We start from the raw sequence: 16942 nt of genomic DNA, 5'->3' as shown, positions 1-16942 counted from the left end.
CGATTTAATGAAATCGCTGTCCGCGAATTCTGAAATACGCAGTTATCACGGTCATACCCAGTCCAAGTGCCGGACGGAAATCCTTGACATTGTGCGTCACGATGGCCTCCGCCTGCCCGTTCAATGCAGCTTCCAGCACCATTTCGTCCGCGACATCCGACAGCATGGGCCGCGTGCGAAACGAAATATCGACGCCTTCGGCAATGGTGGCGAGCGCACGCATCACCGCAGCGACGTCCTCAAGACCATACCCTGTTGCCTGCCGGATTTCCTCCCGGCTCAGCTGGTTTCGATCACACAGGAAATGGGTGATGACCCCATGCATGTCATGATGCGACAGATCATGGCACTGTTTGACGAATACCAGTCCAAGGAAAACGCCAAGTGAAGGCGGTCGCGAATTGTGCGGCGGATGTAGTTTTTATCGGCACGGACTCCCCTTTTAAGCCGTCATGGGGAGCGGGTCGGTTCCCTCGCTCAAGATGGCGAGATATCGCCGGTAACTGAACACGCGCCCCCGTTTGCGCCCGGTGATTTCCTCAACGATGCCAAACCGTTCCAGATCGGCGAGTGCCGCATTCACGGTCGGAGCCGAAAGCCCTGTTTGTTGGACGAGCTGGTTGGCCGTCAGGAACGGGTTCTGCTGGAACAAATCGTGGATACGCAGTGCGGAGCCTGCCCGGTCGCTCTCTGTCGTAATCCGCTCGCGGTCTTCCTTGAACAGATCAACAATACGGGTAGCGGCCTCGAACGCCTGATTGGCCGTTTCCGCAACTCCGGTAAGGAAGAAATCGAGCCAGGCTTCCCACCCCCGTGCTCGCGCACCTCTTGAAGAAGGCGGTAATAGTCGGCGCGATGCGTTTTCAGGTACAGGCTCAAATAGAGGAGTGGCTTGCGCAGCACACCGTTGACGCAGAGATACAACGTCACCAGCAAGCGGCCGATCCTGCCATTGCCATCAAGGAACGGGTGGATGGTCTCAAATTGGACATGCAGCAGTCCGGCCTTTATGAGAGCGGGTAGACGGGAGCCGTCCTCGTGCATGAAGCGCTCAAGCGCATCGAGGCAATCGTCCATCTCGGTCGGCGGCGGCGGTACGAACAGCGCGTTGGCGGGACGTGAGCCGCCGATCCAGTTCTGAGACCGTCGAAACTCGCCGGGATTTTTCGTCCCGCCGCGTCCGCTTTGTAGCAAGCGTTCGTGCATCTCGCGGATCAGACGCAGTGACAGCGGTAGCTCCTCCAGCCGTTCCAGCCCATACATCATCGCATCGACGTAGTTCGAGACTTCGCGGATGTCGTCAATCGGCTGGCCGACCTGCGCCTCGGTCTCGAAGCGGAGCAGGTCCGAAAGAGTCGATTGTGTGCCTTCGATCTGGGATGAAAGGACGGCCTCCTTCCTTACATACATGTAGAGGAACAGCTCCTGACGCGGGAGCAACATCGTGATCCCGTCCAGACGACCCAACGCGCGTTCGGCCAGGCCTAGCCGCTCCAGAAGGGCCAGCACGTCGATCGGCGGTTCGGGCGGCAGTGAAGGCGGCACGAAGGCACGCACGATTTCGCCCGCAACAGGGGTCTTGACGAAGCGGCCTAGCCGAAGGTTAGAATCTGATTCGGACATGCCCAATTATGCGGGCGCAGTGTTATTTAAGCAATTGGCCCTTAGCTTAAATAAGCATTAAGTTAAGGTAAGCGCTCTTAAATAACGATCGATACTATCATGGGCGCGCACACGCAAAAGGTTCGTAACAATATTCTGTTGAATTTCATCTCAAATTGAACCAGTTTTCCGTTTGACCATGTCCCAGTCAGTTGAATTCATGCTCTTGAAAACACAATGGTATCTGTCTCGCAATTGGATCAGAGCGAAATGGAAAACTGGTTCAAACTCAATTGAAACTCAACACTTGCATTTAGAATTCTTCTTGTCGGCCAAGGTCTTCCCTACCAAGGCAGATCGCTTGATGGCAATCGGCGAATTCAACGGTCAGATCATTATCGTCGTCGTCTTCAAGCCGATTGGTTCGGAAGCCCTCTCCGTTATCTCCATGCGTCCAGCAAGCCAAAAGGAAAGGAAGCTATGATGGGTATCAAATTTTCCTCTAAGCGCCCTCTCACTCAGGAAGAAGAGGCAGCAATCCAGAAGATGATCGCAAGTGATCCTGATGCGCCAGAAGCCACCGATGAACAACTTGCCAAGGCAAAACCCTTCAAAGAAGCCCTCCCGGAAATGGCCGCCAAGATGGAGAAGGCCATTCGGGGCCGACCGCGTATCGACGATCCCAAGACACCGGTTACGATCCGGCTCGATCAGGATGTGGTTCAACGCTTCAAGGCTACTGGCAAAGGTTGGCAGAGCCGCATGAATGAGGCTCTGCGCAAGGCTGTTGGCCTATAAGTGAATACACTATCCACGACGAGCTATCATTCTTGAGAAGCATTGAGCTCAAGCCTCGTGGGGTCAAGCAAAGCCTCTTGAACCACAGTCACCGTCCCCGGGGCATGAGATATTCAATTTTGGCCATGGTACAGGTCTCCTCAAACTTCGTGCCGCATCGAGCGTGGATGCGCGCAGATGATTGCCGCCCCGCGGGTAACAACTACCTCTCATGCGGCTGTCCATTCCTCTGCGCGACCTCCTCGCACATCGGATCACGTACTGCATCGGCGAACTCTGGCAAACGGGCTTTCGAACTTTCTTCCGACAGACGACCCGCAAGTGCATCTATCAGGAGACCGACGTCCAGGTTCAGGTCCGATGTTCGATCCCACCCTCTGCGTCCTGCTCAAAGATAACCTTGTTCTGGTTTGACTGAGTCTGAGCCCATTTCGATATGTCGTCAGCGGTTCGCTTTCGCTCATCTTCTCGCCACACACCTAAAGGCGTCGCGCACCGCCTTTTCTCCATCGCTCATCACCACGTCTCTTGAAACGAAGCAGCATGGAGTGGTTTGAAGCCGGCCCCTGCAGGTCGGCTTCGGGAGGCCCACTCCCAACTTCAACACAGTTGCGCCGGCACACACAAACGCCAGCTCAAGGCACACGGAAATAAGGACTGTCGAGGTAACGGGCGCAGACGGCCTCATCCGACAGGTTGAAGGTGTGCTTGAGGATTGCAGGTCCTGCCATCAGCCGCGTCAGGGTGGCAGGCCACCACCATCCTTGTAAACTTCCCCGAAGTGCTTTTCCAGAAACGCCCAGTCAATCGTCTGCGCCATCCAGACCAATCTTACAATTTTTGTCTCGATGGTATTCTTCAGATCAGCTCAGCGACGACGCCGTTCCGCGCCGCACGGATATCGCCCTTGCGCGCGAGCCGTTTCCCGATATTCAAGCTCAGATTGCCGATCTGATGATGTCTCCGGCCCGTGCCGTCGCGACCGATCAACGTTTCCGTCAGCAATGGCAGCCTGGCGGATATTAGTGGCGCTAGGACATTACACCATCCAGTGATTTACGCGGCCGAAATTGTCGCCCATGCTGTTAGCTCTGAAGGTTTTATGATCGTCATCCCGCTTCGCGCAGCCGTTCCGCCGTCTGCAAGTCCACAGAAACAAGCTGACTCACGCCCTGCTCACCCATCGTCACGCCGAAGAGACGGTTCATGCGCGCCATAGTGATCGGATTATGCGTGATGACCACGAAGCGCGTTTCGGTCGAAGCCGCCATTTCATCCATCAGATTGCAGTAACGCTCCACATTATGGTCATCCAGCGGTGCGTCCACTTCATCGAGTACGCAGATCGGTGCCGGATTGGTGAGGAACACAGCAAAGATGAGCGCCATGGCCGTCAGTGCCTGCTCGCCGCCGGAAAGCAGTGTCATGGTCTGCGGCTTCTTGCCAGGCGGGCGGGCCAGAATTTCCAAGCCGGCTTCCAGCGGATCGTCGCTTTCGATCAATTGCAGTTCAGCCGTGCCGCCGCCAAACAGATGCGTGAACAGACGCTGGAACTGCACATTCACCACGTCGAACGCAGCCAGCAGGCGTTCGCGTCCCTCACGGTTGAGGCTCTGGATTGCCTGGCGCAGTTTCTTTATCGCCTCAATCACGTCCTCACGCTCGGAGACGATGATGCCCAGACGTCCGGACAGTTCTTCTTGTTCCTCATCGGCGCGCAGATTAACCGCCCCGAGCCGCTCGCGATCGATCTTCAACCGCTCCAACTGGCGTTCTAGTTGGTCAGGATCAGGCAAAGCTTCGTCCGGCCCTAAACCTGTCTGGCGGATAGCTTCATGCGGTGGGCAGTTCAAAGCTTCGGCAATACGGGCTTCGGCGTCCTTGCGCCGCTCTTCCGCCGCCGCAAGACGTTCTTCGGCACGCGCACGCTGTTCGCGACTTGCTGCCAATTGCTGGATAGCAAGGGCCGCCGTCTTGTCGAGTTCCGCCTGTGCAGCCTCAGCCTCGGCCAGAATATCGCCAGCCTGTTTTCGAAGGGCATCGGCCTGCGAAAGTTCGTTCAACAGTGCCCGGCGGCGACCCTCGATTTCGTCAGGCGCTTCGGCAAGCACCTCGGCCTCATCTGCCGTTTCCGCACGGCGATCATTCAAAGCAGCTATATGACGGTCCGCATTTTCGGCGCGGGTTTTCCAATTGCGGCGCTCCAACGCAATCATTTCCAGCCGCCGTTTGCGGGCATCGGCCTCGCGCCGCAGCCCTTCGTAAGCAGCGCGCGCTTCGGCCAGAGCAGTGCGGTCCGACATGACTTCGCTGCTCAATGCGGCAAGGCGTTCGCCAATCGCATCGATATCCGGCATTGCGTCAAGCCGGTCTTCGGCTTCCGTGACACGGATCTGCGCTTCTTCGAGATTTTCTTTCAGATGTGCCTTGCTGTCTTCCAGACCGGCACGGCGTGTTGCCAACTGGCCTGCTGCACGCTCAGCAGCCGCCAGAGCCTCACGCGCTTCATCAAGCTTGCGCTGCTTAGCACGCCATTGATCACGCGCGACGCGTTCCTGTTCGACCGCCTCGCGGACGCCGGCTTCGGTTCGCTGCACATCCTGCTCAGCCTGCTCGGCACGTTTGCGCGCGGCAATCGCCTCCTGTTCGAGCTCCGCCAGCCGGTTTTTTTGTGCCAGTCGCTGGGCTGCCGGGGTCGGCGCATCGGCGCTCGCTGTATAACCATCCCAGCGCCAGAGCGCACCAGTCTTGCTGACGAGCCGCTGGCCGGGCCGCAACATGGTTTGCAGGCGCTTGCCTTCACTTTCCGAGACAACGCCGACCTGTGCCAGCCTACGGCGCAATTGCTGCGGCCCTTCTACCAGCCGATCCAAAGGTGTCACGCCGTCGGGCAGAGCGGGATCGGCATTGGCTGCGGGATTGTAAGCCCAGTAGACCGGTGCGTGTTCATCGCTGGCCGCATCAAGATCTTCGCCGAGTGCCGCACCAAGTGCTACTTCATAGCCTTTCTCGACACGCAGTTCTTCCACCACCGGCGGAAATTGTCCCGTTTCGCTGGCATTCAAAATGCGGGCCAGCGTCTGCGCTTCCGTTTCGATACGGTTCAGCTCCGTGCGCGCTTCGCTCAAAGGCTGGCGGCTGGCGGCCTCGGCTTCGCGCGCACTTGCAACAAGCTCCTCCGCGGTGGCAACCATTTCCTCGGCGAATGCCAGCGCTTCCATACAACTGTCGACCACGATGCGCTTTTCCGCAGGATCGAACAGGCCACCGATCTGTTCCGCGACAGCAGCGATGTCGCGCTCGATCGCTTCCATCTGGACAGAAAGACGGTCACGACGATCACGTGTTTCCTTCAATGCCCGCTCGATCTGCACACGCTCTGCGGCAGCTTCGGCACGTTCAGCCGTAACGCGGGACAAAGCGTTCTCGCTGTCCTGCAAGCGAACTTCCGCTTCCTCAAACAGTGCATGCAGTTCCTGATCGCGCTCGCCGGATTCTTCGGCGGCAGCGATCAGTTCCTGTTCTTCGTCATCGAGACGCGCCAGAATATCGGCGTTCTCACGCATCATTTCTTCTTCGCGCGCGACGTCGGCGGAAAGCTGCTCAAGACGCTTTATCAACTCTGCCCGGCGGGCACGAAGACGTTCGCCTTCCTCATCAAGCTGCGTTCTGGCAATGGAAAGACGCTGCAATGCAGCCGCAGCTTTCGCTTCAGCTTCACGCAGTTCGGGCAGTTTGTGTGCGCCGACCGCCTGTACTTTCGCCGCGTTCATCTGGGCTTGCGCCATGTCACCGACAGCCGAGGTTGCCTGCGCCAGGGCGCTTTGCGCCTCGCCTTCCTGCATCTTTGCCTGCGACCAGCGCAAATGCAGAAGTGCGGCTTCCGCCCGGCGAATATCTGCGGAAAGTGCCTTGAACCGGTTCGCCTGACGCGCCTGACGTTTCAGACTTTCAATCTGACTTCCCAACTCGCCAACCACATCGTCCAGACGCTCGAGATTGGTTTCAGCAGCACGCAAGCGCAGCTCGGCCTCATGACGGCGCGTATGCAGGCCCGAAATGCCAGCCGCTTCTTCCAGAAGCGCACGACGGGCTTGAGGCTTTGCCTGAATAAGCTCACCAATACGCCCCTGCCCGACCATCGACGGTGAACGTGCGCCGGTGGACTGGTCCGCAAAGAGAAGTTGCACGTCCTTGGCGCGCGCTTCCTTGCCATTGATGCGATAGACCGATCCCGACTCCCGTTCAATGCGGCGAGAGACCTGCAATTCGTCCGCATCATTGTAAGCTGCAGGCGCGGTGCGGTCAGAATTGTCGAGAAAAAGCGTGACTTCCGCAGTATTGCGCGCGGGCCGCGTGGCCGAGCCGGAAAAGATCACATCGTCCATGCCGGAGGCGCGCATGTTCTTGTATGAGTTTTCACCCATCACCCAGCGCAGCGCTTCGACCAGATTGGATTTGCCGCAGCCATTCGGGCCGACAACGCCCGTCAGCCCGCCTTCGATGACGAACTCCATGGGCTCGACGAAAGATTTGAAACCGACAAGGCGCAGCCTGGAGAAGCGCATCAGAATGCCCCTCCTGCAGCGAGAGCGGTGCCTGTTAAAACCGGGTGGTGGAACCGCTCCAGCTCATTGTTTGTACGCATTATCCCACGCAAAACCGCTTCGCACTTTTGCTGGAAATGCTCTATCTCAAAAACGCAAAAAGCGGACGCAAAAGAGCGCCCGCTTTTCGATCTGAAAACCGGATCAGAGAAGCTTGTCGATGATTGCCGACATTTCGTCAACCGAAAGCGCTCCAGCGTATTTTTGTCCGTTAATGAAGAAAGTCGGCGTTGCACTCACACCAAAATCCTTCGACCCACGCTCCATCGTCGCTCTCACATCATCGAGAACTTGCTGGTTCGTCAAGCAAGCCTTGAAGGACTCCTGTGTAAAACCGGCAAGTTTTGCAATTTGCAGGAGAGCTGCTTCACCATCTTCGGCGGTCGCCCACTGCTGCTGCTGCTTGAAGAAAACGTCGACCATGGGGAAGTAACGGTCTTCCGGTGCGCAGCGCGCCAGCATGAAAGCGGCAGTCGCGCGCGGATCGAACGGGAACTCACGAAAGATGAGCCGTGCCTTGCCCGTATCGATATATTTTTCCTTGATTTTCGGGAATGTGTTGATCGTAAAATCTGCGCAATGCGGGCAGGTCAGCGATGCATATTCAACGATGGTGACCGGCGCGTCAGCCTTGCCATAGACCATATCCTTGAGCTTGCCGGGTTCGGCAATCTTGGCCGCATCAACGGTGCCTTCAGGATCGCGCTGCTGCGCATTCGCACCACCGGCAAACGCCAGCCCGGCAGCCGCTGCTCCGGCGAGAGAAATAACGTGTCTGCGATTAAACGCTGCAGGCATCCGAATCATCCAGTCCTGTTTCAATAGTTGACTTCGACATACAATCTAAAGCGGCAGATCGCACTTCGCTAGACCCGCAGCGTTCACATGAAAGTCAGCACCTTGTGTTTTTTGTCTTCATATTTGCGACAATCAATTGGAGTACCTAGTTCAAACTGCTGAAAGCTTGCATCAATTTTATGGCAGCAAGCCGAATTCAGCTGTCCTTACCGTCTTTTCGACCGATCGTCCGCTTCTCTGCGAGAATGTTCTTGCCAAGACGCGCCAGTGCTGCGCGAAGCGCGTCATCTTCAATACCGTCCGTGGCCTTGTCGATGCGGCGTTCTTCCGCTGGACCAAGCGGCGCCAGCCTCTTTATCCGACGCTTGGCTGGAATGACCGGCGGCTTCTGTTCGATGCGAATGCGCCCGACTGCCGAGAAGCCGAGAAAGCCATTGATACGGCTGATGATTTCCCCTGTTTCATGCTGAACTTGCAGGGCTGCGAAGCCTTCACAGGCGATAATCAGCGTTGCTGGTGAAAACGGATCATCCTCATGCAGACGACGGGGCCAGATAATGCGCAGCGGACGCGACGTTGCACCGATGGCAGGCCCGACAATATCTTCCCACGACTGAAGCAAAGCGAGATTGATACCGGCACGCTTTTGCAGCATCGGGTCCACCAGACCCGAAGCCATGTCTGCTAGCGGCCTGAAGCCGCGTCTGGATGCTGGTTCGCTCATCGCGCTCCATTATAGCCGCGAAACCACTCGACAAACAAAGGAATCCCCTGATCGAGTGTCGTTTTCGGGCTAAAGCCAAGATCGCCAGCAGCAAGCGTGATGTCGGCGTAAGTACGCGGCACGTCGGCAGCTGGCATGGGTTCGAGCTTACGGATTGCTTCCTTGCCCGTCGCTTTCTCGATTGCAGCAATGAAATCGTTCAGCATTACGGGCCGGTTGTTGCCGAGATTATAAACAGGTGCGGTATCTTCCGGTTTGTCGAGTATGCGTCGTGCCGCACCGACTACACCGCTGACGATATCGTCCACGAAGGTGAAGTCCCGCTTCATCTCACCATTATTGAACACCCGGATCGGCTCACCCTTGAGGATCGCGGACGTGAACAGCCATGGCGCCATGTCAGGCCGCCCGTAGGGACCGTAGACGGTAAAGAAACGCAAGCCCGCAGAGTGGAGCTTGTGCACGTGACGGTAGGAGTAGGCCAGCAATTCGCCCGAACGCTTTGTCGCGGCATAGATCGAGACGGGATGATCGACAGGATCGCTTTCGGAGAAAGGCACCTTTTCATTCGCGCCATAGACCGACGATGAACTGGCATAGACGACAGGCGGTCGCTTATCCAGTCTGAGCGCTGTTTCGAAGACCGTGACCTGTCCCTGCACATTAGCGGAGATATAGACGGTGGGGTTCTCAATGGAGTATCGCACACCCGCCTGCGCTGCCAGATGCACGATGATATCTGCATCCCGATCAGCACCGATTGCCGCATTGAACGCTTCCGCATCGGAAATATCCGCCTTTGCAAACCTGAAGCCTTCCCTCATATGAAGTTTGGAGAGCCGGGTTTCTTTCAGGGCAACCGGATAATAGTCATTCACATTGTCTATGCCGATGACCTGCCAGCCTTCATCCAGCAGTCGTTGCGCCGTGTGGAACCCGATAAATCCGGCTGCGCCCGTTACAATGGCTTTCATGCGGCTGATTTCTTTCCAAAAATATACGAGATGAGACCTGCGCGGCGCGCAGCCATCATTCGTCGCGATGCAGCCGCATTCAGTGCTGCGAGGAAGAACATGGTCGAGGCGATGGTCACCTCGTGCAAAAGCGGATTGTGCAGCATGCCGTAACTGCCACAGATAACAGCGAAATAAATTAATGCTCGCCGCATCGCCCAACTATCGGCGGTCCGCCACAGATAGACGAAGATCGAGATAAATGCGCCGGCCATGAAGATAAGACCAACAATGCCATCGTTCAGCAGTTCATCGAGAATCGTGTTGTGCACGTGACGGAAGCCGTTCAGCATCGTAGCCTTATCGCCAGCCTCAGCCTTTACGAAATCCATCTTCGAATAGGAGCCGACACCTGTAAACGGATGGGTCGCAATAACACGAGACGCACTTTTCCACATGACTTCGCGGATATCGGCTGAGATCTTGTCTTCCCAGTCAGCGGCACGCCCGGTATCGTAGTATTCGACCATTCCAGAAAAACGCTTGGAAATGATGCTTCCGACAGGGCCGACAACGACCAGAGCCGCTGTTGCGGCAAACAGTATTGCGTAAGCCGCGCCCTGTTGCCTGATGCTGAAACGCTTCAGGAAGATGAGGATTTCCACAGCGACAAATATCGGCAACACCACAATGACTGCACGTGTTTCAGAGGTCAAAACAGCGGCGAACCCGAGAACCAGCCAATGCGGACCATTCGGCAAGTAGCGTGATGTGTTGCGCAGCGGGATCGCAGCAGAGATCGCCGCTACCCCAGCAACGAATGCGAAAACGGCCTGATTGCCGCCAATGCCAATGCGTCCACCGTCGACGATAGAAAGGCAGACCGCGATAATGACGGCAAGCAGCGTTCCAACGCGTGCGCCAAGGACATAGGCTCGCAGTGGATCACGGATAAGCACCATTCCGGAACCGGCAAAAGCGAAAATGGTGATCAGCAGAGTATAGCCGATCTGCCGGTTATCGTGGAAAGGCTCGCCGCGAAACAGGATCAAGCCTAACGACCAGACAGCATATAAGACGATGAAAAGATAGAATTTTTTTGCGAACATACGTGTCGTCGCATGACGTCCGCAGGCGAGATAAATACCAATGCATGAAAAGACGAAAAGTATCAGCGGTCCAAAACCGATGCGAATGGGCATCGCGGCCGACGCTATCCCGAGCACCCAGGAATCTATCCGGCGCCGCAGGAGAAAAGACTTTTTAAAATAACTCAATCTCTGCCCTCTCTTAAGCCCTTCTTATCAAGAGCGTAGGCGATTCGTCGGACATAGTCAGTTGCTCGAAACAGAAGGGTAGTTATCCTTTTGTATACGGGTAAACGCTTCTTGGCGTAGGCAGAACGCCCCTGAGCGATCGTAGAAATCGCAATATCCGAAAACTCAACGACCGGCTTGTCGGTCGTAAAAACCTGATACGCACCAGCCCACCCGCGTTCCAATGCAACATCATAAGGCAGTCGCATGGGCCGGAGCGCTTTCAGCATTTTCGACGCACCTTCCCTGGTTACGACATATGCTGCTGAACTGCCCAGCGGACCATGCAGACAGCGACCTATGGAGAACTGATCACCGGCTTTTTGAAATGGGCGGAAGGCAGCCGTCCTGTGATTCACGAGCTTAACCGCATCCCAACCCGTCACCTTTGTCAAATACGTCAGGAACGGTTGAAAAGCAGGAGTGAAAATTACGTCATCTTCCACAATGACCGCAAAAGATTCAGGTGCTGCGGCAATTATCTCCAGCACTTGGATATGGCTGAAATAACAACCAATTTCTGCGGGCAGTACAGTTTTACCATGCCAACGACGAAAGCCTGCATCATCGAAATCCGTCAGTTCTTCCGGGGACAGAAGTTTTCCCTCAACAGCTTCCACGCGCCTCAGATCGATCGAAAGCGCATCCGCATTGGACTTCAGCCTGTCCCAGCGATCCCGTGACCGCGCAAGATTGATGACATAGACAGGTACAGAATGGTCCACTTATTCTCTTTCCAACCGAGCACATCAGAAGGCCCACGGTGAGACTTCTATGCGCTAGGATCTATTATGCACAGCGTTGTTTCTATCAATTCTAAAAATAAGGCATTAATCAGAATGCTGCCCAACTGTTAACCGATGTCCTTCTCATGCTGAATTCTACCAATTCCAATCAATCCACAAAGCTCCTGCGCTGGTATGACCGGCACCATCGCGTTCTGCCGTGGCGCGTGAGCCCGTCCGAACAGGCCTCCGGCGTCAAACCCGATCCCTATCGCGTCTGGCTCTCCGAGATTATGCTTCAGCAGACGACGGTGGAGGCGGTCAAGTCCTACTTCGTGAAATTCGTAGAACGCTGGCCCACCGTTCAAGCCATGGCAAAGGCGAGTGAGGACGATATCCTGCGTGCATGGGCCGGGCTCGGTTATTATTCGCGTGCACGTAACTTGAAAAAATGTGCCAACGCCGTGGCCCTACAGCACGATGGCAAGTTTCCAGACAATGCCATTGCACTGAAGGAACTGCCGGGCATCGGCGATTACACTTCGGCGGCGATCGCCGCAATCGCGTTTGGCGAGGCGGCTGCCGTCGTCGACGGCAATGTGGAGCGTGTAATTTCGCGGCTCTACACAATCGACACGCCCCTGCCCGCTGCAAAAGCTGAAATCCGCGCACTCATGGGTCAAATGACGCCCATCGACAGACCGGGAGACTTTGCTCAGGCCATGATGGATCTGGGCGCAACCATATGCACGCCACGACGGCCAGCCTGTGCAATCTGCCCGCTCAACGATGATTGCTTGGCTCTCAAATCACGCGATCCGGAGGAGTTTCCGGTTAAGGCCCCCAAGGCAGAAAAGCCAATTCGCACCGGGGCGGCATTCATCGCCATTGCGGGGGATGGTTCAATTCTCCTGCGCAAGCGGAAAGGTGAAGGCCTGCTTGCCGGAATGACCGAAGTTCCGGGCAGCCACTGGACGGCGCGTATCGACGGAGATGCAACAATCGCTGCAGCACCATTCCCGGCACAATGGAACGTTTCCGGTTCAATCACGCATGTTTTTACACATTTCGAACTGAGATTGTCGGTCTATCGCTCCGAGAATGTCAGCAAGAGTGCGTCTACAGATGGATGGTGGTCACGGCCAGACGAGCTTTCCGATGAGGCGCTGCCCACCGTCATGAAAAAGGCGATCATCGCCGCCATACCAGAAGCATTCAAACGAGGGAGGAGAAACCATTGAGCAGTCCCGTCAAGCATGTAGTCTTCGATATTGGCCGAGTTCTGATCCACTATGATCCTGAACTTGCTTATCTCGACGTCATTCCCGATGCTTCGGAACGGCGGTGGTTTCTGGAAAACATCTGCACCAGCGCATGGAATATCGAGCAGGATCGCGGCAGAAGCTGGCAGGAAGCAGAAGCACTCCTGATCGATACATATCCCGAGAAACGCGATCATATTCGTGCGTTCCGGCAAAACTGGAACCGCATGGTTCCCCATGCGTACGAGGACAGCGTCGAAATTCTGCGCGGCCTGATAGGCCATGGCAATGACGTCACCATGCTGACGAATTTCGCTTCAGACGCTTTCCGCGAAGCACAGGTTCGCTTTCCCTTTCTAACCGAAAGTCGGGGCGTCACCGTATCGGGCGACATCCATATGCTGAAACCCGACCGCGAAATCTACGATCATCATGTTGCATCGTTCGACCTTGATCCCGCGGCAACGCTTTTCATCGATGACACGATGCACAATGTGGATGGCGCCAGACAGGCTGGCTGGCAGGCCGTGCATTTTACAGATGCGGACAAGCTGAGCTCCGATTTGAAAGCCCTGAGCCTCACCTTCTAGAGCCTGTCTCCCGAAAATGGGACCGGTTTCGGGATAAAGACACGTGTAAAAACAAACGAATAGAACACTTCCAATAATTCAATCAAAACAGGAAATGCTCCAGATCTAAAATAGCGAAGGCGCCCGAAGCCAATGCTTCGAGCGCCTCACTATCAGACTATGCTGGAGGCCGTCCGATAACTAATCGTTTGCGCATCTTATCCGAAAACCGCTTCGCACTTTTCAGGATGCGCTTTAAGCGCCTGCAACTGCCATCTGGTCGCGAATGACCTTGCGCAAGGCATCAATTGGCTTCAACGCGCCGTTTTCCTCGTAGTGCCAGAAAGTCCATCCATTGCAGGCATCAAAGCCCTGAACCTTTGCACCGATACGATGGATCGAACCCGCTTCACCGTTGGCAGCCAGCGTACCATCCGCGCGAACAATGGCAGCAAAACGGCGACGTTCATCACAAAGCACCGTGCCGGGACGAAGAAGCCCCGCTTCGAGGACGCTGGTGAACGCGACACGCGGTTCGGCCCGTTTGCCCGTCATCACCGTCAGTTCGGCTTTGCCGAGCGGTTCAACAGCGTCGATACGGGCCGTCGCTGCATCGATATAGCTCTGTTCGCGCTCGATACCGACGAAGTGGCGTCCGAGGCGCTTGGCAACCGCACCCGTCGTTCCAGAACCGAAGAACGGATCAAGAATGACGTCACCCGGCTTGCTGGAGGCCATCATGATGCGAGCAAGTAATGCTTCCGGCTTCTGGGTTGGATGAACCTTGTCGCCATTTTCGTCTTTCAGGCGTTCAGAACCCGTGCAGATAGGGAACAGCCAGTCCGAGCGCATCTGTACGTCGTCATTGGCGGCCTTCATCGCTTCATAATTGAAGGTATAGCCTTTGCCCTTCTGATCACGCGAAGCCCAGATCAGCGTTTCATGAGCATTCTGGAAACGACGACCGCGGAAATTCGGCATCGGGTTCGTCTTGCGCCAGATGACATCATTCAGGAGCCAGAAGCCGAGATCCTGCAATTGCGAACCGACCCGGAAAATATTGTGGTAGGAGCCGATGACCCAGATGGTGCCATTCGGCTTCAGGACACGACGGCAGGCCATAAGCCATGCACGCGTGAAGGCATCATAGGCCTGAAAGCTCTCGAACTGATCCCAGTGATCGTCAACTGCGCTGACCATCGACTGGTCAGGGCGATGCAAATCGCCGCCAAGCTGGAGATTATAGGGAGGATCGGCAAAAATGACGTCCACGGAATGATCCGGCAGGCGTTCCAGAGCCGCGACGCAATCACCTTTGATGATGGAGTCAAGCCAGGCGGTACGCGGAGCCTCAATGGGCAACTCATGTGCAAGACGTACAAGAGACATGGGATACTCGATTACCTGTGGACGCAAAAAACTTGTCCTTATGGTTACCGGGTAGGGTAAATATGCAGTTAACGCCAAGTGATTGAAATCGTAAATCTTTTCTTAAACGAGGTGGAAAGTCCGCAGTTCCGGGCTTTTCATGGTCAATTGACCCTCGACATTTTGCCACCTGTCATCTTAACGCCGCGATCGCTATGCAATTGTAACTTTAACTTCTTGCCCTTGATAAGGCTTGGTTATCCCTTTTTGCCTATAATCGGCAGTCAACTTCTGAATTTGCGTGGCGGACATGCGCGCCGCCCCGCTTGTCCGGTGTATTTTATGATGAATATCGCTGAACTGCGGCATAACCGGTATTTGCGGGTTCTCTTTGTACCCTTTCGCATGCGTGCACTGGTTCGCGGCAGCGAAATAGGCCTCGTTATCGCCGGCACTGTCATCGGCATCATTTCAGGGCTGATGGTTGCCGCGATTGGCAGCATTTCCCAATGGATGCATCAGGCAATCTTCGCTCTTGAACCCGGCGAAAAACTGAGCTCGGCGGCATCATTGCAACCCAGCGCTTATATCGCGCCGCTCGCGGGCGGCATCTTGATGGGGATCGTGATCTGGGTTCTCGCGCGCTGGCGCAAGCGGCCCATCGTCGACCCTATCGAAGCAAATGCACTTCATGGCGGACGCCTGTCGCTGACGGACAGCTTCATCCTCGTCGGACAGAACCTGATTTCGAACGGTTTCGGCGCATCGGTCGGGCTTGAAGCCGCTTATACGCAGCTTGCGAGCGGTTTCGCATCCCGTATCGGTCGGGCACTCAAGCTTCGTCGTGCAGATTTGCGAACACTGGTCGGCTGCGGCGCTGCGGCAGCTATTGCCAGCGCCTTCAATGCTCCGCTGACTGGGGCATTCTATGCATTCGAACTCATCATCGGCGTCTATTCGATTGCCACGCTGGCGCCTGTCGTCGTGGCGGCGATCGTCGGTGCGCTGGTGACGCAGGCAATTGGCGGAGCGCCCTTTGTCATCGATATCGGTCAGATCAACGACATCACCCCGCGCGACTACGTGCCAGCGCTCGTTCTCGGCTTCTTTTCGGCAGGTATTGCCATCCTCATCATGCGCGGGGTTACCTTTGTTGAGAAGGTCGCTCGACGCAGCGTGGTGCCGAATGTTATGGCGCCAGCAATCGGTGGGGCCGTCGTCGGCATGATCGCTTTCATTTCGCCTCAGGTTCTGGCCTCAGGACATGGGGCGCTGCATCTCGATCTCAATGCAAATATCACTATTCCGGCGCTCCTGCTCCTGATCCTCAGCAAGTCGCTTGCCTCTGCCGTCTCCATTGGCGCAGGTTTTCGCGGCGGTCTGTTCTTCGCATCGCTATTTCTCGGCGCGCTGACGGGCAAGCTGTTTGCCGCCGTGGCCGGAGCGGTGCTGCCTGCCGGCCTGGCACTTGCACCTGAGGTCTATGCCGTTATCGGCATGAGCTCTCTTGCCGTGGCGGTTGTCGGCGGCCCGATGACCATGACCTTTCTTGCGCTGGAAATGACCGGTGACTTTCCTATCGCGATGCTCGTTCTTGGAGCCGTCGTCTCGTCCTCGCTGATGGTGCGGAAGACCTTCGGTTACTCCTTCGCAACGTGGCGCTTTCACCTGCGCGGCGAGGCTATCCGGTCCGCGCACGACATTGGCTGGATACGCAATCTGACCGTAAACCGGATGATGCGTCACGATGTGCGAACCGTGCTGATCGATACCGATATAGAAACCTTCCGGCACGATTTCCCTCTTGGCTCGACCCAGCGCGTCATCGCGGTCGATGCCGATGGACGCTATGTCGGCATGATCCCGGTTCCAGAGGTCTATGCCGACAGCTTCGACACATCCGACGGCGAACACAGCATCAGCGAGCTTCTCAAATATCAGGACGAGTTCCTGCTGCCCCAGATGAACGCCAAGGAAGCCGTCGCCCGTTTCGACCGGGCAGAAAGCGAAGCTCTGGCCGTGGTAAACAACGCACAGGAGCGTAAGGTGCTCGGTCTTCTCAGTGAAGCGCACACCCTGCGTCGCTACAGCGAGGAGCTGGACCGACGGCGGCGTGAAGTTTCCGGTGAGGTCTGAACCCGAACCAGCCGCGATTTGACGACTTCGCCATAAAGGTGTAGCTCAATCGCGGTGTTTCCGGCTGCTGCCGGTGCCCACTCC

At 56.2% G+C, this 16942-nt stretch carries 14 protein-coding genes and 2 pseudogenes; 5 read left to right on the top strand and 11 right to left on the bottom strand.

Annotation, left to right across the window (positions count from 1 at the left end; translation table 11 throughout):
- Nucleotides 1-4 precede the first annotated feature (4 nt).
- The gene (locus tag CES86_RS27930; RefSeq protein ID WP_268902976.1) at nt 5-223 is read right to left on the bottom strand and encodes a PIN domain-containing protein; all 219 of its coding nucleotides are present in this window, start codon (nt 221-223) and stop codon (nt 5-7) included.
- A 219-nt stretch (nt 224-442) separates the two neighbouring features.
- Nucleotides 443-1623, bottom strand: a pseudogene (locus CES86_RS15940) (Fic family protein).
- Between the two features lie 178 nt (nt 1624-1801).
- Here CES86_RS15940 and CES86_RS27535 point away from each other — a divergent pair.
- Complete coding sequence (locus CES86_RS27535) at nt 1802-2086, top strand: BrnT family toxin (protein ID WP_158304319.1); 285 nt, start codon at nt 1802-1804, stop codon at nt 2084-2086.
- The gene (locus CES86_RS15935; protein WP_041545288.1) at nt 2086-2400 is read left to right on the top strand and encodes a BrnA antitoxin family protein; all 315 of its coding nucleotides are present in this window, start codon (nt 2086-2088) and stop codon (nt 2398-2400) included. The genes CES86_RS27535 and CES86_RS15935 overlap by 1 nt, the downstream gene beginning before the upstream one ends.
- A gap of 644 nt (nt 2401-3044) precedes the next feature.
- On the opposite strand, the pseudogene CES86_RS27925 reads toward CES86_RS15935, so the two are convergent.
- From CES86_RS27925 to CES86_RS15900, 8 genes and pseudogenes are all read right to left on the bottom strand, one after another.
- Nucleotides 3045-3229, bottom strand: a pseudogene (locus tag CES86_RS27925) (IS5/IS1182 family transposase); the annotation flags it as partial.
- Nucleotides 3230-3258: 29 nt separating this feature from the next.
- Nucleotides 3259-3405 (bottom strand): hypothetical protein, encoded by a 147-nt coding sequence (locus CES86_RS27530; protein ID WP_158304318.1) that lies wholly within the window; start codon nt 3403-3405, stop codon nt 3259-3261.
- 104 nt (nt 3406-3509) lie between these two features.
- Nucleotides 3510-6968 carry a chromosome segregation protein SMC gene (smc, locus tag CES86_RS15925; protein WP_094514879.1) on the bottom strand — a complete coding sequence of 1153 codons (3459 nt, stop codon included), beginning with the start codon at nt 6966-6968 and terminating at the stop codon, nt 3510-3512.
- A gap of 183 nt (nt 6969-7151) precedes the next feature.
- Nucleotides 7152-7805: a DsbA family protein gene (locus CES86_RS15920; RefSeq protein ID WP_010658427.1), complete on the bottom strand. Its 654-nt coding sequence runs from the start codon at nt 7803-7805 to the stop codon at nt 7152-7154.
- Between the two features lie 196 nt (nt 7806-8001).
- Entirely contained in the window at nt 8002-8529 is a 528-nt protein-coding gene (locus CES86_RS15915) for a DUF721 domain-containing protein (RefSeq protein WP_012090872.1), read from the bottom strand.
- Nucleotides 8526-9503, bottom strand: coding sequence for an SDR family NAD(P)-dependent oxidoreductase (locus CES86_RS15910; protein WP_094514878.1), 978 nt, complete (start codon nt 9501-9503; stop codon nt 8526-8528). Before CES86_RS15910 ends, CES86_RS15915 begins: the two co-directional genes overlap by 4 nt.
- The gene (locus tag CES86_RS15905) at nt 9500-10591 is read right to left on the bottom strand and encodes an O-antigen ligase family protein (protein ID WP_235819927.1); all 1092 of its coding nucleotides are present in this window, start codon (nt 10589-10591) and stop codon (nt 9500-9502) included. Before CES86_RS15905 ends, CES86_RS15910 begins: the two co-directional genes overlap by 4 nt.
- 164 nt (nt 10592-10755) lie before the next feature.
- Nucleotides 10756-11523 carry a glycosyltransferase family 25 protein gene (locus CES86_RS15900; protein ID WP_012090869.1) on the bottom strand — a complete coding sequence of 256 codons (768 nt, stop codon included), beginning with the start codon at nt 11521-11523 and terminating at the stop codon, nt 10756-10758.
- A 146-nt stretch (nt 11524-11669) separates the two neighbouring features.
- Between CES86_RS15900 and mutY the strand changes: the two genes are divergently transcribed.
- Both mutY and CES86_RS15890 read left to right on the top strand, forming a co-directional pair.
- Complete coding sequence (gene mutY / locus CES86_RS15895; protein WP_094514877.1) at nt 11670-12764, top strand: A/G-specific adenine glycosylase; 1095 nt, start codon at nt 11670-11672, stop codon at nt 12762-12764.
- On the top strand, nt 12761-13375 hold the full coding sequence (locus CES86_RS15890) for an HAD family hydrolase (protein WP_094514875.1): 615 nt from the start codon (nt 12761-12763) through the stop codon (nt 13373-13375). The genes mutY and CES86_RS15890 overlap by 4 nt, the downstream gene beginning before the upstream one ends.
- Nucleotides 13376-13609: 234 nt before the next feature.
- Here CES86_RS15890 and CES86_RS15885 read toward each other — a convergent pair whose 3' ends face one another.
- A complete protein-coding gene (locus CES86_RS15885) occupies nt 13610-14743 on the bottom strand; it encodes a site-specific DNA-methyltransferase (RefSeq protein WP_012090866.1) in 1134 nt (377 codons plus the stop codon).
- A gap of 324 nt (nt 14744-15067) precedes the next feature.
- Here CES86_RS15885 and CES86_RS15880 point away from each other — a divergent pair, with 324 nt between their 5' ends.
- Nucleotides 15068-16858: a chloride channel protein gene (locus tag CES86_RS15880; protein WP_040130233.1), complete on the top strand. Its 1791-nt coding sequence runs from the start codon at nt 15068-15070 to the stop codon at nt 16856-16858.
- Nucleotides 16859-16942 lie beyond the last annotated feature (84 nt).

The organism is Brucella lupini (assembly GCF_002252535.1).
GTDB lineage: Bacteria > Pseudomonadota > Alphaproteobacteria > Rhizobiales > Rhizobiaceae > Brucella > Brucella anthropi.
The sequence above is the reverse complement of the archived record's forward strand: the minus strand, read 5'-3'. Positions and strand labels throughout refer to the sequence as shown.

Excerpts from the sequence above, each read along its gene's own strand:
- CES86_RS27930 (WP_268902976.1), bottom strand. The coding sequence starts at position 223 with ATGCGTGCGCTCGCCACCATTGCCGAAGGCGTCGATATTTCGTTTCGC.
- CES86_RS27535 (WP_158304319.1), top strand. The coding sequence starts at position 1,802 with ATGTCCCAGTCAGTTGAATTCATGCTCTTGAAAACACAATGGTATCTG.
- CES86_RS15935 (WP_041545288.1), top strand. The coding sequence starts at position 2,086 with ATGGGTATCAAATTTTCCTCTAAGCGCCCTCTCACTCAGGAAGAAGAG.
- smc (WP_094514879.1), bottom strand. The coding sequence starts at position 6,968 with ATGCGCTTCTCCAGGCTGCGCCTTGTCGGTTTCAAATCTTTCGTCGAG.
- CES86_RS15920 (WP_010658427.1), bottom strand. The coding sequence starts at position 7,805 with ATGCCTGCAGCGTTTAATCGCAGACACGTTATTTCTCTCGCCGGAGCA.
- CES86_RS15915 (WP_012090872.1), bottom strand. The coding sequence starts at position 8,529 with ATGAGCGAACCAGCATCCAGACGCGGCTTCAGGCCGCTAGCAGACATG.
- CES86_RS15910 (WP_094514878.1), bottom strand. The coding sequence starts at position 9,503 with ATGAAAGCCATTGTAACGGGCGCAGCCGGATTTATCGGGTTCCACACG.
- CES86_RS15905 (WP_235819927.1), bottom strand. The coding sequence starts at position 10,591 with ATGTTCGCAAAAAAATTCTATCTTTTCATCGTCTTATATGCTGTCTGG.
- mutY (WP_094514877.1), top strand. The coding sequence starts at position 11,670 with ATGCTGAATTCTACCAATTCCAATCAATCCACAAAGCTCCTGCGCTGG.
- CES86_RS15885 (WP_012090866.1), bottom strand. The coding sequence starts at position 14,743 with ATGTCTCTTGTACGTCTTGCACATGAGTTGCCCATTGAGGCTCCGCGT.
- CES86_RS15880 (WP_040130233.1), top strand. The coding sequence starts at position 15,068 with ATGAATATCGCTGAACTGCGGCATAACCGGTATTTGCGGGTTCTCTTT.